Here is a 17,520-nt window from a genome sequence, read left to right as displayed (position 1 = left end):
CCCCGGTCTAGTCCTCTTTTCAAACCAGGTTTTACCCAAAACCTGAACACTTCTCTTCATTTTTGGTATTGAATCTATTTATGAACCAAAAACAAAAAAGATGAAAAGAGCAACATTAATTTTATCTATTATTTCGCTAGTTGGCCTAGCCTCTTGTACTACCAAAGCAAGTAAAAAAGTAAACCCAGAAAATGTAACCACAGCAGAAATTCGAGATGCCCGAGCAAATCTTCTTCCGGTAATGACTTTTGATGAACCCAATTATGATTTTGGTACCATAAACGAGGGTGAAATTGTAAACCACACCTTTACATTTACCAATACCGGTAATGCACCATTGGTAATTATCAATGCCAAAGGTAGTTGTGGCTGTACGGTTTCAAAATGGAATAAAGAACCTATTGCACCTGGAGCAACAGGAAATTTACAGGTGACTTTTAATTCAAACGGAAAACCCAACCAACAGAGCAAACAGGTAACCATTACTACCAATACAGAAAAAGGGAAAGAAATCCTTAAAATAAAAGCAATGGTAGTTCCAAAGTCTAACGCAATAATGAGTAACTCTATTAGCAAATAACCCAAAGCATTTTTGTAAAGGCATAAAAAATACATCATTTTATTTTTAATGCCTTTACTCTTCGTAATCAATTTAGTTTCCATAAATCAATACTAACCTATCTAATTTCGAAGCATGAAAACAATCATTTCTTTTTTTATCATAAGTATTCTGAGTATAGCTACATGCACTGCACAATCTTTTAATCAAGAAGTAATTCTCGATGGGCAACCACCTATGTTACTGGGTAAAATAAATGAAACAGGACTTAAGCAAGATCCTTATAAAGAGTGGTTTTCAAAAAACTATTCAGAATATATTCCTAATCCAACTACAATTGATTCTTTAACAGGGCAATTAAACGAATACTCCATAACTGTTTTTATGGGAACCTGGTGTGGGGACAGCAAACGTGAAGTGCCCAAATTTTACAAAATTTTAGACAGTAGTAATTTCCCATTAGACCGTCTTACCACAGTAGCAGTAAACCGGACCAAAGACGCCTATAAACAAAGCCCAGGTGGTGAGCACGAAGGACTCAATATTCATCGAGTACCTACATTTATTTTTTACAAAAACGGTAAAGAAATTAATAGAATTGTAGAATCTCCTAAACACAATTTAGAAGCAGACATTCTAAAAATACTTTCAGGAAAGTATCGCTCTAAATATGCTTCTGTAAACGAAATTGATGATATCCTCAACAAAAATGGGAGTACCTATATCAGAAAAAATGGAAAGAAACTAAGTCGACAATTTAAAGACAAAACCCAAAGTATGTACGAGCTGAACACCTATGCCAATGTTCTTTTTTACGCCAATAAAAAAGACGAAGCTCTATCAATATTCGAGCTAAATACACTCTTGTACCCCAAAAACCAGAATGCTTATATAAGCATAGCCAATAAGTATGCTGCGATAAATGATGTTCAAAATGCTATAAAACATTATCAAAAGGCCTTAGAAATCGAAGATAATCCTAAAGTAAAAGATAAAATTCAAGAATTAATATCGACTGCAAATTAAGGGCAAAAGTTTTTATCTAGTCTTTTCTTTAAATTCTCCAAATACGCTACTTTTGTGCCTTTAAAATGGCAGAATTATGCAATTATCAGAACAAGAACTTGTAAGAAGAGAAAAATTAAATTCATTGCGAAACTTTGGTATCAATCCTTATCCGGCTGCTTTATACCCGGTAGATCACACCTCAGAGCAAATTAAAAATGAATTTAGCGAAGGGAAGAAGGTAATTCTTGCCGGACGTTTAATGTCTAGACGTATACAAGGAAAAGCTTCTTTTGCAGAATTACAAGATGCCGATGGGCGAATTCAAGTGTATTTCAATAGAGATGAAATATGCACTGGAGAAGATAAAACCAAATACAACGAAATATATAAGAAACTCCTAGATATAGGAGATTTTATAGGTGTAGAAGGAGAACTATTTACAACTCAAGTGGGAGAAAAAACCGTTATGGTTAAAGATTTTATGTTGTTAAGCAAATCTTTAAAACCCTTACCTCTCCCTAAAACCGATAAAGACGGAAACACCTTTGATGAATTTAATGATCCTGAGTTACGGTACCGTCAACGATATGCAGATTTAGTTGTAAACCCTCAAGTAAAAGAGGTTTTTGTAAAAAGAACTAAGCTTTTTAATGCCATGCGTGATTTCTTCAACGACCGTGGTTATTTTGAAGTGGAAACTCCAATTTTGCAACCTATACCAGGTGGAGCTGCAGCACGTCCTTTTGTTACCCACCACAACTCGTTAGATATTCCTTTATATATGAGAATTGCCAATGAATTATACCTGAAAAGATTAATTGTTGGTGGATTTGATGGCGTATATGAGTTTTCTAAGAATTTTAGAAACGAAGGAATGGATCGAACTCATAATCCTGAGTTTACTGCTATGGAAATTTATGTAGCCTACAAGGATTATAATTGGATGATGGATTTTTGCGAGCAATTGCTAGAACATTGTGCTATTGCAGTAAATGGAACCACAAAAGTTACTTTTGGAGACAATGAGATCGATTTTAAAGCTCCATATGCAAGAGTTACCATGACCGATGCTATTAAACATTTCACTGGTTTTGACATTACCGAAAAGACCGAAGAAGAGATACGTGAGGCGGCCAAAGGCATGGGTGTTGAAGTTGATGACACTATGGGTAAAGGAAAGTTAATCGATGAAATTTTTGGTGAGAAGTGTGAAGGAAACTATATCCAACCTACATTCATCACAGACTACCCAAAAGAAATGAGTCCGTTATGTAAAGAACATAGAGACAATCCTGAACTTACTGAACGTTTTGAGCTTATGGTATGCGGTAAGGAAATTGCTAATGCCTACTCTGAGCTCAATGATCCAATAGACCAGAGAGAACGTTTCGAAGATCAATTAAAACTAGGTGAAAAAGGAGACGATGAGGCTATGTTTATTGATCAAGATTTCTTAAGAGCTCTGGAATACGGTATGCCTCCTACGTCTGGTATGGGGATTGGTATGGACCGTTTGATCATGTACTTAACCAACAATCAGTCTATACAAGAAGTATTATTTTTCCCGCAAATGCGTCCAGAAAAGAAAGCTATTGCTCTTACTGATGAAGAGAAGTCAGTAATAGCTATCTTGAAAGGTGCTTCGCCAATAGACCTGAATGAGCTAAAGTCACAATCTGGATTAAGCAATAAAAAATGGGATAAAACCATAAAAGGATTAACAAAAAACAAACTCGCCAAAGTAGACAAAACTGATTCTGGCTTGTTGGTTGAACTTTTATAAATAGTTTTATTTTTACTAATTTGCCCCTTATGAAAATAAAACTACTCCTAACTTTTACCCTATTTTGCTATGCGCTTTCTGTAGCTCAAAGTGCAAAACTAGATCGTAAACCTTTTGCAGTTTCTTACATAAAACTCCCTAGCAGTCCTATATTAGATGACAGTAAAAGAACATACTCTACGAACTCTAAATTTATTCACCTACAAGGATTTTCTAAGGTAAAGTCTGGAGCCAGTCTCGATATTACACTTGACTATCATGATATAGCCGTTGGTGAATTTGAAATACGAAAAGAGAAAAGACAGCAGAAAGATAGTGATGGAAATGTAACTTCTACCTGGTACGAATACTTTGCTGTTGTAGATTACAATTCGAGTGCTACGATACAAGTTAGTAATGCTCTTACTGGAGAAAATTACAAGGAGGACTTTTACGAGACCAACACGCTAACGAGCAGTAGCTACCGAAATTATGAAGGTGCTGAAAAGTACTTTTATGATAATCGAAATGGAATTAGAAAACGATATAGGTCTGAACAATGGGTAAGAATCATAAGAAGAATTCGAAGTTTTTTAAATGAAACCTATGGTTATATTCCTTATGAAACCACCAATGAGAACGTACTTATTTTAGGCTCTAAAAAACATCCCGAATTTGAAGCACAACAAAAGGCATACGAAGAATTAAAGGGCATTTTTGAACGAATGAAATATACCGAACCTGTAGATGCCATATCACTTAGGTTACAACCCATACTTGAGTCTTTTGAGCAAACCGCTAACAAATATTCAGGCACCAAACGTAAAGAACGTAAAGTACGCCACGCATGCTATTACAATATTTCCAAAATCCATTATTATCTCGACAATCCTGATAAAGCAAAAGAATATGCTAAAAAAATAATAGAAACTGATATAAGCGCCAGCGATGGAAGGTCTCTTTTGGAAAAAGCCGATAGGCTTGCCGCAAAATTCGTTGTTAATGAAACCGATAACAGACATTTTGATATCGTAACCGAAGATCTTACTGAAATTGACATTGATGAAACGATAGAGGAAGACACTCAAAAAAGTATGCCAGAAGAACCCTCTGATGATATTTTAGCGTATTTAATAACGACCTCAAATGATACGATTACTACTCACATTGCTACCAATGATATTGCTAAAATAGGCTATGTAGTTAATGTACAAACAAAAGATCAAAATGGAGCGGTGTATGTAAATACTTACAAAGCCGAAGAATGTAAAACTTTGGCACTTGCCAATGGTGATATTTACAAAACCATTGGTTTTGATGAAGTGTCTACCGAGACCAAATTATCTCACCAAAAACTAGCAAAGGTTCTTCATGAATCTGACCAAATTGAATTGTTTCTATACAATCAAAAAGAATTGGTACTTAGGTCCCCAGAAAATGACAAAGGAACTTCGACCCTTAAGCCCGATTTTATTTTTGGCGTAAACAAAAAACTCGCGCAATATGCCACCAATTGCGAGGAAGTTGCGAGTCGCGCTAACAAAGGTGAATTTAAAAACAATCAAGAAGGTCTATTACAGTTTTGCAATGCCTTATCTAATTGCAATTAAAACCCTTAGAAAGGATATACTTATAACCTCAATCCAGTTGTTAACATTTTTTTAACTACATTTACGCACCTAAAATCTATTAATTAGCTATGCGTAAAATTACATTTCTATTTTCACTTGTATCATTATATTTATTACTATCCTGCAGCTCAGATGAAGGAACTCCTCTTCCTGTAGCCTGTTTTGAAACCAGTGTAGAGACTGAGGCTATGCTGGGAGAAGAAATAACTATAACCAGCTGCTCAGAGAATGCTTCTGCAGTAACTTTCAGTTATTTTTTGAATGGTGAAGAAATAAAAATTTCAGATTCACAGTTCACATTGCGATTTGCTGCTCCCGGAGCATATCGTATTGATTTAGAAGCCACCAATATCGAAGGAGCAACCAGTTCTACTTCTAAAACAATCACGGTATCGAGTGGTGAAAGCAATTTTAAGTTTTTTGATTATCCCTTGGGTACAAATGCTTATACATTGGGATCTGGTTTTGATGAAGACACTCAAACTTTATATTTTATTGAAGAAACCAGTGATTATTTGGCTGCAATGGCCAATCGAAAAGTTATTTATAGAGAAGTTGATAACGATTACACTTTAAAAAGAAGTTTGTTTGTGGGAAGTACATCTCGTTTTTATGGGCATTATTTCAAAACAAAGAATACTAATCTTAACCAGTGTACATTTACCGCTATTCACCCAGAACTTAATACCTCTATTACTTTTACCATAGAAGAAAACGGGAATTTTGTGAGTCAAGATTTTTCGAGTATACAAAACATGTATGGAGCTATCACAGTAGGTGACAAAAGAATTTCTTATGGCGCAAACTCTGAGTACGTATCTGGAAATCCTAGAAAGATTTATCCGGTAATAGAAGTTAAAGATGCCAATGATAATTTATTAAACACTTATACATTTAAAACAGAACTTCCTAATGCTTTTTTAGGAGATCTAATAAAAGTAAACTCTGGCTATTTGGGGTATGGAGGTTCTTTTGAACATGACAATGATAATTATATCAACTATACACCTGTATTGTTTTTCTTTGATGATAATCATGAACTTACATCTTACAAAGTTTTTGAAAACACAGCGTTAAAATCTGAGCCTATTGATTTTGCTTTAGGCACCACTTGGTTTCATATCGAACAATTAACTTCAGGTAACATTGTGATGTACGGGTTTGAAGAGCTTATTGTTACCAATGCCTCTGGAGATGTAATTTCAATAACCGACTTTCGCAAATATAATCTGATTCGTAACCAAGGAATTGTAAACCTTGGAAATTCTTTTATCATTTCAACCAATGATTATCTGAGGAAATTTGATGCAAGCGGGAATGAATTAAAACACATATTTTTTGATGGTGACGAAACCCCAGATTTGTTTTACATAGATAATAAAGTCATTTTTATTTCAAGCTACGCAACAACCGACCCGGTTGAGAATTTAGGTAATTTATCTGTATATAAAATATTTATGGGCGCAGTCGACCAAAACTTAAATTTGATAAATTTAAATAACTAAAAACAGACTTAAAACAAGGCTTAACCTAGGTTAAGCCTTGTTTTTTTCTTTTATCAAGACAGCACTTTCCCAAATTCCTTCGGCAGTTAGATTTCCATTAGGATCATAGGATTTTCCTTTACCATTTTGAAAATTATTTTTCCATTTGCCAGTATATTTCCTTCCATCCTTCCAGTACATTGTTCCTTTTCCATGGCGCTGGTTATTTCTAAACGCGCCTTCATAACGATCTCCATTGGACCAGGTATACGTTCCTTTCCCAGAAATTTTATTTCCTACAAAACTTCCAGAATAATGTGAATTATCAAACCAAGTTACGTTGCCTTTTATCAAATACCCATCTCGTACTTCTACATCAAAAATGGTTCCGGCATAGGAAAACTTATGCCATCCGTTGGGTAATTGCTTAAGCCCTTTTACCACCGGATACTTCACATCCTGGGCTTGTATTCCAAAAGCACTAATGACTAGCGCTATGATTAAAATTACATTTTTTCTCATCTTTCTTTTTAAAATGGGTCGATACAAAGGGTAAGAAGCTTACATTTTGATCTTAAGTTCATAAAAACCAATAAAATACAAAAGGAGGTATTCCAGCGAATTACCTCCTTTCCCCCATTTAAAAACAAAATTCTAACTATACGAAACTGTACTTCCAATAGTTTCGGTATAATTTTCTTGCGCAATTGTATCTATAAATACCCATTGCCCTTGGGCTGTACTTTCGGTAAAAGTTACCTTGAGATATCCTCTTCGGGAGGCATCTGTATATTGTAAATCATCAATTAAAGTTTTGAGTGAAAATTCGAATCCTGCTACCTGATCAGCTTGCAAACCAGCAAAACTTTCAAAACCTGGAGAGGTTACAGAAGATGTAGCAAACTCGACTCCTACCTCATCTCCATTTGCATTTTTTAAGGTGTTATGCCAGGCATTATGCGTATCTCCTGCCAGGCAAACCATTTTCTTTCCATTTAACATTGCAAAAAGCTGTTCTCTTTCTGTGAAATACCCATCCCATGCATCGAGGTTATATGGTAACACTGTTCTAACTCTGGTTATTTCTTCTGTTGTTAGGGTTACATCTCCAGCAATAAGTCGTGTTTTTATTTCGGTAAGCTGAGCTAATGAAGTCTGAAACCTCAACGCTGTTTCCTGAGAAACGCTTCCTGCCGCACCTATTTCGGCAACTACTTGTCCCAATAGTATTAATACTTCTGATGGCATAAACATTTTCCCCATTAACACTTGTTGTCCCAGTACTTGCCACCTTGAGTTATTACCAGATATGGCATTAGAAAGCCATTGTTTTTGTTGCATCCCCAAAAGGGTTCTGTCTGGATTTAATAGTGCTGTTTGAAAAGCATCTCCATCTAATTGCCCTGTGGTAAAATCAAAAAAGTCATTATACGATATTTGTTTATCTCTTCCTATAATTCTGGTATCCAGCATATGTAAACTCAAAATAGATCCAAAATCGAATGACCTATAGATTTTATAAGGATCTGTAGTTCTCACCGGTAAATATTCGCTATATACCTGTATTGCCCTTTGTTTTCTTGCTTCATATGACCCTTCAGATTCCTGATGATTTTCTGCTCCGTCCTTATAGGCATCATTCGTCACTTCATGATCATCCCAAACACAAATAAAAGGTTTTTTCTGGTGTGCCAATTGTAGTTGTTTATCACTGCGGTATTGCTTGTATCGGGTTCTATAATCTTCTAAGCTTAGAATTTCATTGGCTGGAGTATGCACTCTATCTAATGGAACTGTATTTTCATTGGTCCCATACTCCCCTTCTCCATACTCATAAATGTAGTCTCCCAGGTGTACAATGACATCAACATCAGAATTTGCCATTGCCCCATAGGCATTAAAAAGACCAGCGGCATAATTGGCACAAGAACAAACAGCCATTTTTATATTATCTACTGTATCGGCAGTATCTGGCAAAGTAATCGTTTCTCCTACGACTGATGACGTTTTGGTATCAATATTGAAGAATCTGTAATAAAACCTTTTGTTTGAAGGTAAGTCTTGAACATCTATAGCAACTGTATAATCACTTTCTTCAAACACTCCTATTTCACCACTTCTTACCACGCTCTTAAAAGAGCTATCTAAAGCCACCTGCCAATTTAAAGTGATCCCACTTACCGGAGATGTTTTTGACATCAATTTGGAAACTGGTGTAAATCTAGTCCAGATAATTACACTTGAACTTGTTGGATCAAAACTAGCTACACCTTCAAAAAAATTATCTGTAACCAAATCTGGTATTCCTACTATTGGTAAATCATCATTATCACAACTTACATATATTGGAGCTAATATTAATCCCCCTGTGGCCAACAATGACTTTTCAAAAAACTTTCTTCTATCCATTTCTATTTTTTTACCTGGTAAAGGTATTTTTGGATTGATAGGTTAAGGTTACGTCTCAATTAAATAAACCTTAAGTGTTATTGCCTTTAGATTACCTTATTGTAAGGTCAAAAAAATGTTGTTTTATTGAAGTTTTGGCAGAATCTCCTATATTTGAGTGTTTTAAAATCTAACTACCATGCCTTTTATCACAGACGAAGAACTACAAAGCTTTAAGGATCAAATAGAAAAAGCTGAAGAATCTAAACGCACAGCAGATTATATTCGAGATAAAGCTGTAAAAGATGAGAAAGAGAACTCACGAAAATTTAAAATAGCAACTATTATACTGGGAATCATAGCCCTTCTTGGTGTAGCGGGTACCATTTACTTTATGAATTTTAATACCCCTGATAATATGGTCACTCAAAAAAAACATAAAGAAGAAGTAAATGCGCTACAGGGAAGAATCACTGAATTAGAAGAAAACGCCAAAGAATTATCTATGAATCAAGAATTGAATGCCAATGATGCTCAAGGTAATCAAAGTAATGGTTCTATTAATGATCAAGTAGTCTATGCAGTACAAATAGGAGCTTTTGAAGAAAAAAACTTATCACTATATTCTGAAAACTTTGTAAACTTCAAAGAAATTAAAAGTGAAGGTTATAATAAATATGCCCTCGGAAATTTTGAAACTTTGAACGAAGCCAAAAAATTTAGAAGAGAATTGGTGCGATTAGGGTTTAGAAATGCATTTATAGGTTCGTATCAAAACGGAAGACGTATAAAGATCGAAGAAGCGTGGTAAAAAAAATAAGAAGATTCGTGGTTAGATTACATGCTAACCACGAATCATCATTATTCACAAACTAACTAATCAACTCAACAAGCAATTATACGCTAACCACGATATAATTTCTTCCAGATCTTTTATAATACACTCCGTTATATTTATAATACTTCACTCCTCTTACCTTTACAACTCTATACCCTCTAGGTAATGTTGTCACACGTACCCCTGCTGGAGCTGAAACTGCTCTATACCTTCTATTTTGCTTTACATACCAAACTCCATTACTTCTATAATACCTAACATTTCTATGTACTATTACAGTTGGTCGATGTAGTTTTGTAACCACAACTGATTCTGCTGGACGAACTCTTACAGTTGTTGCGCACGAAGTACTCAAAGATGTAACTAGTAAAAGAGGCAACATTATTTTTAAAATCATCTTCATATCCTTAGTTTTTTAGTTTTCTATAACTAAGACTGAGATTTTCTAATAAGGTTTAATTCGAATTTTCTTTTTTTACATATTCTTGTATAGGGACACCTTCAATAATAACATTGCGCAATACCGATTCCCCTTCTTTCACATAAACTTCGGCATATACATTTTGCACTAAACTATCCCTATTTACGGTTCGATATGCTTTTTCTGCATCATAGGCTTTACTTTCTTCCATATAAAACCTATTAAAAGGCAATTCAAAATTTATCACTCCGTTGTAATTACCTGTTACTTCTCCCCGCACATACTCTCCTTTCGCTTCAGATAACTCTTTAGTGATACTTGTTACTTTGGCAAACCCTTGGCGATCTTTATCAAGATAAATTAGAATCTTATCTCCATATCGATAACTCGTATCGGCAATCTTTATAGAGTTTTCCTCATAGTTAAGGGTAATATACTTTCCTCTAAAAGGATCGTTAGGATCGATCGGCATGGTTTTAAATTTATATAATGTTCCAGACTCTAAAATATCTTCTTGCTGCCAAATCATTTGTGAAGGAATGAAAACCTGTACAAGGGCTAACAGCATAAATCCTATAAAAAAATGAACTACTTTCATGTGTTTTTACTTTTTATTTATGAACTAGAAGTATCAACTTCTTCTCGAGAATTCATATCAAGATCTAATCGATGAAACCATTCAAAGATTAGAGGTGATGATATCTATTCTATAACTGTAAATCTTTTAATTGTTTCTTTATTCTTTGCTGCTTTTTGAGCATCACATAATTGGTTACAAAGAATCCAACCCCTACGAGCACAAATAATACTCCACGTAACACAAAACTCATTCCTGTATCAAAAAACCTACAGATAATAAGAATCGAGATAATTAATAACCCATAATTGAGTATACCGAAATTAAATTTATCGGCACCTATTTTAATGGCAGACATGCCCAGTGCGAAGACTAGAATATTCATTAGTACTATAGGGAGAACGTCTATTCCAGGAAGGAAAAAATACACCATCGAAAATATTAAGAATGCTACTTGAAAAAGATTGATCTGGCGAATTCCTTTTTTAAAGACCGTATATCCCACAACTATAAGTGCTATAATAAGCAGTGCTGTCAAAACATATAGCTCTTGCATATGCAACCCAAAAGTACTCGGAAATTCATCCCATATCCATCTAAACGTGAAAAAGAGTAAAGAGATTACGGTTCCCAATGACCCTATGATCAGATAGCCATTTCTTAGTGTTCTTAAGGGTTTAAAAATATCTAATCTACCTATATTATAAAACAATCCAAACAAGGCTATATAAGACACGAAGCCTAAGTTACCATGGTTACCTACAAAACCTCCTAGGGCAATGACAAAACTACCTGGCAAAATCCAGTTAAAAATAGTAACTGCATTACTGTTTATTTTTTGTTTCAAAAGTTGCCCATAATATGGGATTATCGACACAAAGAACACAAGATATAACCAAGGTATTTCTGAACTTCGATAGCTCCACAACCCTACTAGCACGGCATAATATGTACTCCATATCACTACCAATAAGGCAACCGCATGAGAGCGTAACAGGTAGATTAATGGCAAGCAAAGTATAATCCAGGTAAGAAGATAAGAATCTAACTCCCCCGGGATGTTATAAATCTGACTAACCAGAGCGATACAAGCCCCAACAGCAAAAAACAAAAATGTCCCAGAAGCCTCTTTCCAGGTAGCACTCTTTTCTTTAAGAATAGAAAAACCAACGAGTATTTGTCCTAAAACTAAAGGCACAAAAGCAAGGATAGTCTTTGTCAATCGCGAAAAATCATCCCAATTATGAGCTAGCATCAAGATAATGCCTGACCCAATGAGCAATGCACCGAAAACTCCAAAAATCGCAAATAATTTATTTGGTTTTCCTACATCTTTTGTTGCATAATATTGTTCTATTTTATCAGCCAACTCTGGTGAAATGACTTTATCACTCACTAGAGTTTTAAGCTCTTTATTAAATTTTGAACCCATGATATACAATTGTTTAGTTATAAAATTAATTAAAAAGACAGCTGCTGCAACGCAGCTGTCTTTCAAATCATCAAAACAAGGAGCTCCTTCCCCCAATCTTACTTCATAACCTATGAAATAAGCGCAGCTCCTTCTTTCGACAACTATCCGTTATTTTCAATAAACTTTTTATCCCTAGTGTTTTTCTGCACGGCAATGGCAGCAAATAAACTTAGTGTAAAGGACATCCCGTAAAACCCTTTCTCACTTAATTCTAAATCGGCGTTCCAAAGCCCTATGATTAATAACAGAATAGAAGTAAGTGTTGTAAACCAACTGATTCCATAATAAATTTCGGTTACCGGGATGCCCTCTAATCGATCCCTAACACTTTTTTGAACAGATACTGCAGAGAACAACCCAAATAACAGAATTGTAAAATAGTATCCTTTCTCGTTTAATAGCATATCTGCATTCCATAGACCAATACAATAGGATATCATACCTATAAATAATGCCGACCATGATGCAGAAATAAAAGCCGGTGTAGGCTTTTGATCATATACCTTCGTTTCTCTTGTTTCTAATTTTTCCTGAACTGTATCTTCAGATACGTCGTTGCTAAATTTATACTCCATAATAATTTGTTTTTGATGATTTAGTTAAACGGTACAAATGTGGAAAGAATGGAGAGAGTTTAAAATTCAATTTTTACAAAAAACTTACGATATAATTTATATAAATATTAAAACATATCAATATTCATAGTATATTAGCAATAAAATTACTTACGACATAATGAGTGTTATTTCTTCAATTATACAAACATTATCACCCGATGATAAACGCAGTTTTGTTGCTTTACTAAAACAAAAAAACAAAAGAAACGATTCAAAAAATATTACGTTATTTAAGCTTTTGGATACTGCTGAATTTCCAGAAGAGCCAGATGTGAAAATCTATGGAAAACCTTCTAAAAATGCATTTCATGCATTAAGTAAAAGATTACATGATAGTTTAATTGACTTTGTGGCTTCTAAAAGTTTTGAAGGAGAAACCTCTGAGGAAATGGAAATTCTCAAACTTTTACTGGCCAGTAGAATTTTCTTCGAGCAAAAACAATACAAGATTGGTTTCAAAACGCTTCAGAAGGCAGAACAAAAAGCAAAACGATTTGATCTTTACAGCATTCTTAATGAAATTTATTATACAAAAATTCAATATGCACATGTAAATACAACTGTAGAATTGAAACATGTTATTGTTGATTTTAAAAATAACAAAACCGCTCTCCAGCAGGAAGAAAATTTAAATCTATTCTATGCCACTATACATAATGAGCTCTTTAAACCAGATCGAGACTTCACCGAAGTAATTCGAAAAACACTCTCTCAATTCGGGATTTCGATTACCCATGACCTTACTTTTAGGTCGCTTTTTAAGATTCTCGAAATAAGCAATAAAGCAGCACATATCACCAGAGATTATTTTACCATTCTCCCATTTGTCGAAGAAACCTATACGCAAATAGACACCAAAGAAGAATTGGTAGACAAACATTTGTTCTACCATATTCAGATTTTATATTATGTAGCAAATGCCTATTTCAGGAATAAAGAGTTTGATACATCTTTACATTATCTATCGCTAATGGAAAAACAGATGCACAAACACCAAAACAAATATTACAAAAGGTTCTTCCCCCAATTCACTTTACTACTTACGTTAAATTTTAACTATACCGGGAATGCAGAAAAAGCAATAACACTTATTGAGAAATTCGATGATACCAGTCATAAAGAACAAATCACCTATGTTTTGGATCTTAAATTAAGTCTAATTGTATTCTATTTCCAACAGCAGCGCTATAAAGAGGCTTTAGGTATTTTTAATAAATTATATCATAGTGATCAATGGTATACTGAAAAGGCAGGAATACTCTGGGTACTTAAAAAAAATCTCGTAGAGGTTTTACTACATATAGAACTAGATCATATAGATTTGGTAGAATCTAGAGTAAATAGTTTTAGAAAAAAATATGGACCCTATCTAAAAGAACAAGGTGAACGTAGAGCGCTTGAGTTCCTAAAACTTACCCTTGAGTATTATCGTAAACCAGAAATTATTACCGCAAGGTCTTTTCAAACTAAAGTAGAAAACACATTAACCATTCCGCCAAAAGAACAGGAAGATATTTTTGAAATGAGTTTTTATGCCTGGTTAAAATCCAAAGTATACAAGACCGATCTCTATACTACAACCCTTGATTTGATACACTCCAATTAACAGGTACTTGTAACAAAAATTACTGTAGTGTGTCAAATAAGTAAACAAAGTTATGGGTAAGGAGAGTAAAAAAGAAGAACAAGAAAGAATATATTGGCAAACCGCAGCCGATAATGAATTAAATTCATCAGAATGGTTTGGTGCCATTATTCGATATTTCTGGCATTTGGGTAGAAAGAAGTTTAATACGTTTTATAATCCTGCTCAACTTAAAAAAAATGCGATTATTGGAAATCTTGCAAAGATACTGCTTATGTTAGCCTTCTTCGCTTTTTTATACTTCAAGTACTACTATCCTCTTAGATAAAAAAGGGGTTTCTAAACATTAACACCCTAATTTACGGCTTTAACCATACTTTCACATAAGCGCTTATGCAATTTTAGTACCTTCCGCCGATCAAAAAACTCATTTTATGCTAAGAAATATACTCTGGCTGCTTATGCTAGCAGTAGCAATAACCACAACAGATGGTTATGCTTTTCAATCTAAAAAAAGAAAAAAGGGAAAAAAGAAAACAACAGAACAACCCAAAAAAAATGGTGACAAAAAAGGTGCAATTCTACCGTATAACGAAGTTATAACCAAAGAAGCCAAAACCGATAAGGGGTTATTCGATGTACATGTATTAAAAGACAAATACTATTACGAAATCCCCGATTCGTTATTAAATCGAGAAATGCTTATGGTAACTCGTATTGCCAAAACGGCATCTGGTATTGGTTTTGGCGGGGGAAAACAAAACACCCAGGTGCTACGTTGGCAACGCAAAAACAAGCAAATATTGCTAAGAGTAGTTTCACATCAAGTGTTTGCAGCAGATTCTTTACCTATTCATGAAGCTGTGGTAAATTCGAACTTTGAACCGGTACTCTATGCTTTTCCTATTAAAGCTTTTCGAAAAGATTCTATAAATAACGCAACAGTAGTAGATGTTACCGAACTGTTCAAAAAAGATGTTCAGGCATTTGGTTTTCCTGGGAGAAGAAGAAAACAGTACAAAATATCAAAACTAGATGCCAATAGATCTTATATAGATACCATAAGAAGTTACCCTCTTAATATTGAGGCTCGCCATGTAAAAACTTATAATGCTTCTGAACCACCTTCTAATTCTAGTACTGGCTCTATTTCTTTAGAAATGAGCAACTCTATGATTTTACTACCAAAAACTCCTATGAAGCGTCGTTACTTCGACCAACGTGTTGGGTGGTTTGCGCGCGGACAAGTAGATTATGGTTTAGAAGCGCAAGAAAGTAAAACCATACGTTACCTCGATCGATGGAGACTTGAGGTTAAGGATGAAGATATAGAAAAATTCAAAAGAGGAGAGCTTGTAGTACCCAAAAAGCAGATCGTCTATTATATAGATCGTGCGACACCAAAAAAATGGCGAAAATACATCAAACAGGGTATCGAAGACTGGCAGGTAGCATTTGAAGAAGCAGGTTTCAAAAATGCTATTATTGCCAAAGATCCTCCAACGGTTGAAGAAGATCCAGATTGGAGCCCAGAAGATGTGCGATATTCTGTGGTACGCTATCTTGCTTCACCGATCCCAAATGCTAATGGGCCACACGTTAGTGATCCTAGATCAGGAGAGATATTAGAAAGTGATATCAATTGGTACCACAATGTAATGACCCTACTTCGCAATTGGTTTTTTGTGCAAACAGCAGCAATAAACCCTGAAGCTCAAAGTGTAGCTTTCAAAGATGAAGTAATGGGAGAATTAATACGATTTGTTTCTGCTCACGAAGTCGGGCACACACTGGGGTTACCACACAACATGGGAAGTAGTGTTGCCTACCCTGTAGAATCGTTAAGAGACCCTGAATTTACCAAAAAATATGGTACCGCTCCTTCTATTATGGATTATGCCCGATTTAATTATGTAGCACAACCTGGTGATGGCGATGTTGCGTTAATGCCCAATATCGGGATCTATGACAAACATGCTATTCGTTGGGGATATCAACCTATTTTAGATAAAAGTGCCGAAAATGAAAAAGCAACATTGGACCAATGGATTCTGAAACACCAGGACGATCCTATGTATCGATTTGGAAGGCAACAATTTGGTGTTATTGACCCTAGCTCACAAACCGAAGACTTGGGTGATGATGCAGTAAACGCCAGTAACTACGGAATTAAAAATTTACAGCGCATTGTACCTAATCTTATGAAATGGACCGCAGAAGACGGTAAAAACTATGATGACCTGGAAACCATGTACGGACAGGTATTGGGGCAATTTAACCGATATATGGGACATGTAAGTTCAAACATTGGAGGCGTATATGAATATTTCAAAACCTATGATCAAGATGGGGCTGTTTATACTCACGTGAGTAAAACAAACCAAAAAAGAGCTATGCAGTTTTTACATGATCAATTATTTGGCACACCTTCATGGTTACTAGACAAAAATATTTTTGATAAAGTAGAATCTGCCGGCAGTGTAGAACGTATAAGAAACATTCAATCTAGAACTCTAAATAGATTACTAGAACATGGTCGCATGGCACGTCTTATCGAAAATGAAGCTTTAAACGGGTCAGAAGCATATAGCCTTTTAGACATGATGACAGAACTACGTAGAGGGTTATGGTCTGAACTTCGTTCAGGAAAAACTATTGATGTATATCGCCGTAACATACAGAGAGCCTATATCGACAGAATGGAGTTCTTAATGACCAAAGAACAACCTAAAATCCCAGCTAATATTAGACGATTTGCAACCCGCACCAATGTAAATGCATCACAAAGTGATATTAGAGCAGTTGTTCGTGCAGAATTAAATACGTTACGTAGAGATGCTCGAAATGCAATTGGGCGATCTGGAGATAGAATGACACGTTATCACCTACAGGATATCGTAGAAAGAATCACCTCGATTCTGGAACCAAAGAAATAATAAAAACAAATTATCTACATAATCCCTACTCTACTCAAGAGTGGGGATTTTTATTTTACATACGCTCAAGCCAACAAGGCCATACGTTAATTTAATGATAAAATATCCCAAAATCAGAAACTCCTATACTTTCATATATCTCATATTATTATTTTTATGAAAAATGAATCGATAACAAAAAGTAACTAGCTAAATATTTTGCAAACAATTGGTCGGGGCCAGATGAAGAAAAAAGAGATA

At 34.9% G+C, this 17,520-nt stretch carries 15 protein-coding genes; 9 read left to right on the top strand and 6 right to left on the bottom strand.

Features of this window, described 5'->3' with window-relative positions:
• The first annotated feature begins 100 nt into the window (after positions 1 to 100).
• The 5 genes from M0D21_RS08330 (at position 101) to M0D21_RS08310 (ending at position 6,465) form a co-directional block, all read left to right on the top strand.
• Entirely contained in the window at positions 101 to 580 is a 480-nt protein-coding gene (locus tag M0D21_RS08330; protein ID WP_248328333.1) for a DUF1573 domain-containing protein, read from the top strand.
• Between the two features lie 114 nt (positions 581 to 694).
• Positions 695 to 1,585: a thioredoxin family protein gene (locus M0D21_RS08325; protein ID WP_248328332.1), complete on the top strand. Its 891-nt coding sequence runs from the start codon at positions 695 to 697 to the stop codon at positions 1,583 to 1,585.
• A 76-nt stretch (positions 1,586 to 1,661) separates the two neighbouring features.
• Complete coding sequence (gene lysS / locus M0D21_RS08320; RefSeq protein ID WP_248328330.1) at positions 1,662 to 3,350, top strand: lysine--tRNA ligase; 1,689 nt, start codon at positions 1,662 to 1,664, stop codon at positions 3,348 to 3,350.
• A gap of 29 nt (positions 3,351 to 3,379) precedes the next feature.
• Complete coding sequence (locus M0D21_RS08315) at positions 3,380 to 4,939, top strand: hypothetical protein (RefSeq protein WP_248328328.1); 1,560 nt, start codon at positions 3,380 to 3,382, stop codon at positions 4,937 to 4,939.
• 89 nt (positions 4,940 to 5,028) lie between these two features.
• Positions 5,029 to 6,465 carry a hypothetical protein gene (locus M0D21_RS08310; RefSeq protein ID WP_248328326.1) on the top strand — a complete coding sequence of 479 codons (1,437 nt, stop codon included), beginning with the start codon at positions 5,029 to 5,031 and terminating at the stop codon, positions 6,463 to 6,465.
• 30 nt (positions 6,466 to 6,495) lie between these two features.
• Here the strand turns inward: M0D21_RS08310 and M0D21_RS08305 are convergent, their stop codons facing one another.
• Together M0D21_RS08305 and M0D21_RS08300 are read right to left on the bottom strand one after the other, a co-directional pair.
• Positions 6,496 to 6,966: an MORN repeat-containing protein gene (locus M0D21_RS08305; protein WP_248328324.1), complete on the bottom strand. Its 471-nt coding sequence runs from the start codon at positions 6,964 to 6,966 to the stop codon at positions 6,496 to 6,498.
• 132 nt (positions 6,967 to 7,098) lie between these two features.
• Entirely contained in the window at positions 7,099 to 8,853 is a 1,755-nt protein-coding gene (locus M0D21_RS08300; protein WP_248328322.1) for an alkaline phosphatase D family protein, read from the bottom strand.
• A gap of 178 nt (positions 8,854 to 9,031) precedes the next feature.
• Between M0D21_RS08300 and M0D21_RS08295 the strand changes: the two genes are divergently transcribed.
• Entirely contained in the window at positions 9,032 to 9,643 is a 612-nt protein-coding gene (locus tag M0D21_RS08295) for an SPOR domain-containing protein (protein WP_248328320.1), read from the top strand.
• Positions 9,644 to 9,728: 85 nt separating this feature from the next.
• On the opposite strand, the gene M0D21_RS08290 is transcribed toward M0D21_RS08295, so the two are convergent.
• The 4 genes from M0D21_RS08290 to yiaA form a co-directional block, all read right to left on the bottom strand.
• Entirely contained in the window at positions 9,729 to 10,073 is a 345-nt protein-coding gene (locus M0D21_RS08290) for a DUF6515 family protein (RefSeq protein WP_248328318.1), read from the bottom strand.
• Between the two features lie 52 nt (positions 10,074 to 10,125).
• Complete coding sequence (locus M0D21_RS08285) at positions 10,126 to 10,689, bottom strand: GDYXXLXY domain-containing protein (RefSeq protein WP_248328316.1); 564 nt, start codon at positions 10,687 to 10,689, stop codon at positions 10,126 to 10,128.
• Positions 10,690 to 10,798: 109 nt separating this feature from the next.
• Positions 10,799 to 12,100: a DUF2157 domain-containing protein gene (locus M0D21_RS08280; protein WP_248328314.1), complete on the bottom strand. Its 1,302-nt coding sequence runs from the start codon at positions 12,098 to 12,100 to the stop codon at positions 10,799 to 10,801.
• Between the two features lie 143 nt (positions 12,101 to 12,243).
• A complete protein-coding gene (gene yiaA, locus M0D21_RS08275; protein WP_248328312.1) occupies positions 12,244 to 12,717 on the bottom strand; it encodes an inner membrane protein YiaA in 474 nt (157 codons plus the stop codon).
• Between the two features lie 160 nt (positions 12,718 to 12,877).
• Between yiaA and M0D21_RS08270 the strand changes: the two genes are divergently transcribed.
• From M0D21_RS08270 to M0D21_RS08260, 3 genes are all read left to right on the top strand, one after another.
• Entirely contained in the window at positions 12,878 to 14,365 is a 1,488-nt protein-coding gene (locus M0D21_RS08270) for a hypothetical protein (RefSeq protein WP_248328310.1), read from the top strand.
• A 52-nt stretch (positions 14,366 to 14,417) separates the two neighbouring features.
• The gene (locus M0D21_RS08265; RefSeq protein WP_248328308.1) at positions 14,418 to 14,672 is read left to right on the top strand and encodes a hypothetical protein; all 255 of its coding nucleotides are present in this window, start codon (positions 14,418 to 14,420) and stop codon (positions 14,670 to 14,672) included.
• Positions 14,673 to 14,778: 106 nt separating this feature from the next.
• Positions 14,779 to 17,280, top strand: a complete 2,502-nt coding sequence (locus tag M0D21_RS08260) for a zinc-dependent metalloprotease (RefSeq protein ID WP_248328306.1) — start codon at positions 14,779 to 14,781, stop codon at positions 17,278 to 17,280.
• Positions 17,281 to 17,520 lie beyond the last annotated feature (240 nt).

This window comes from Aquimarina acroporae, assembly GCF_023195925.1.
Classification (GTDB): domain Bacteria; phylum Bacteroidota; class Bacteroidia; order Flavobacteriales; family Flavobacteriaceae; genus Aquimarina; species Aquimarina acroporae.
The sequence above is the reverse complement of the archived record's forward strand: the minus strand, read 5'-3'. Positions and strand labels throughout refer to the sequence as shown.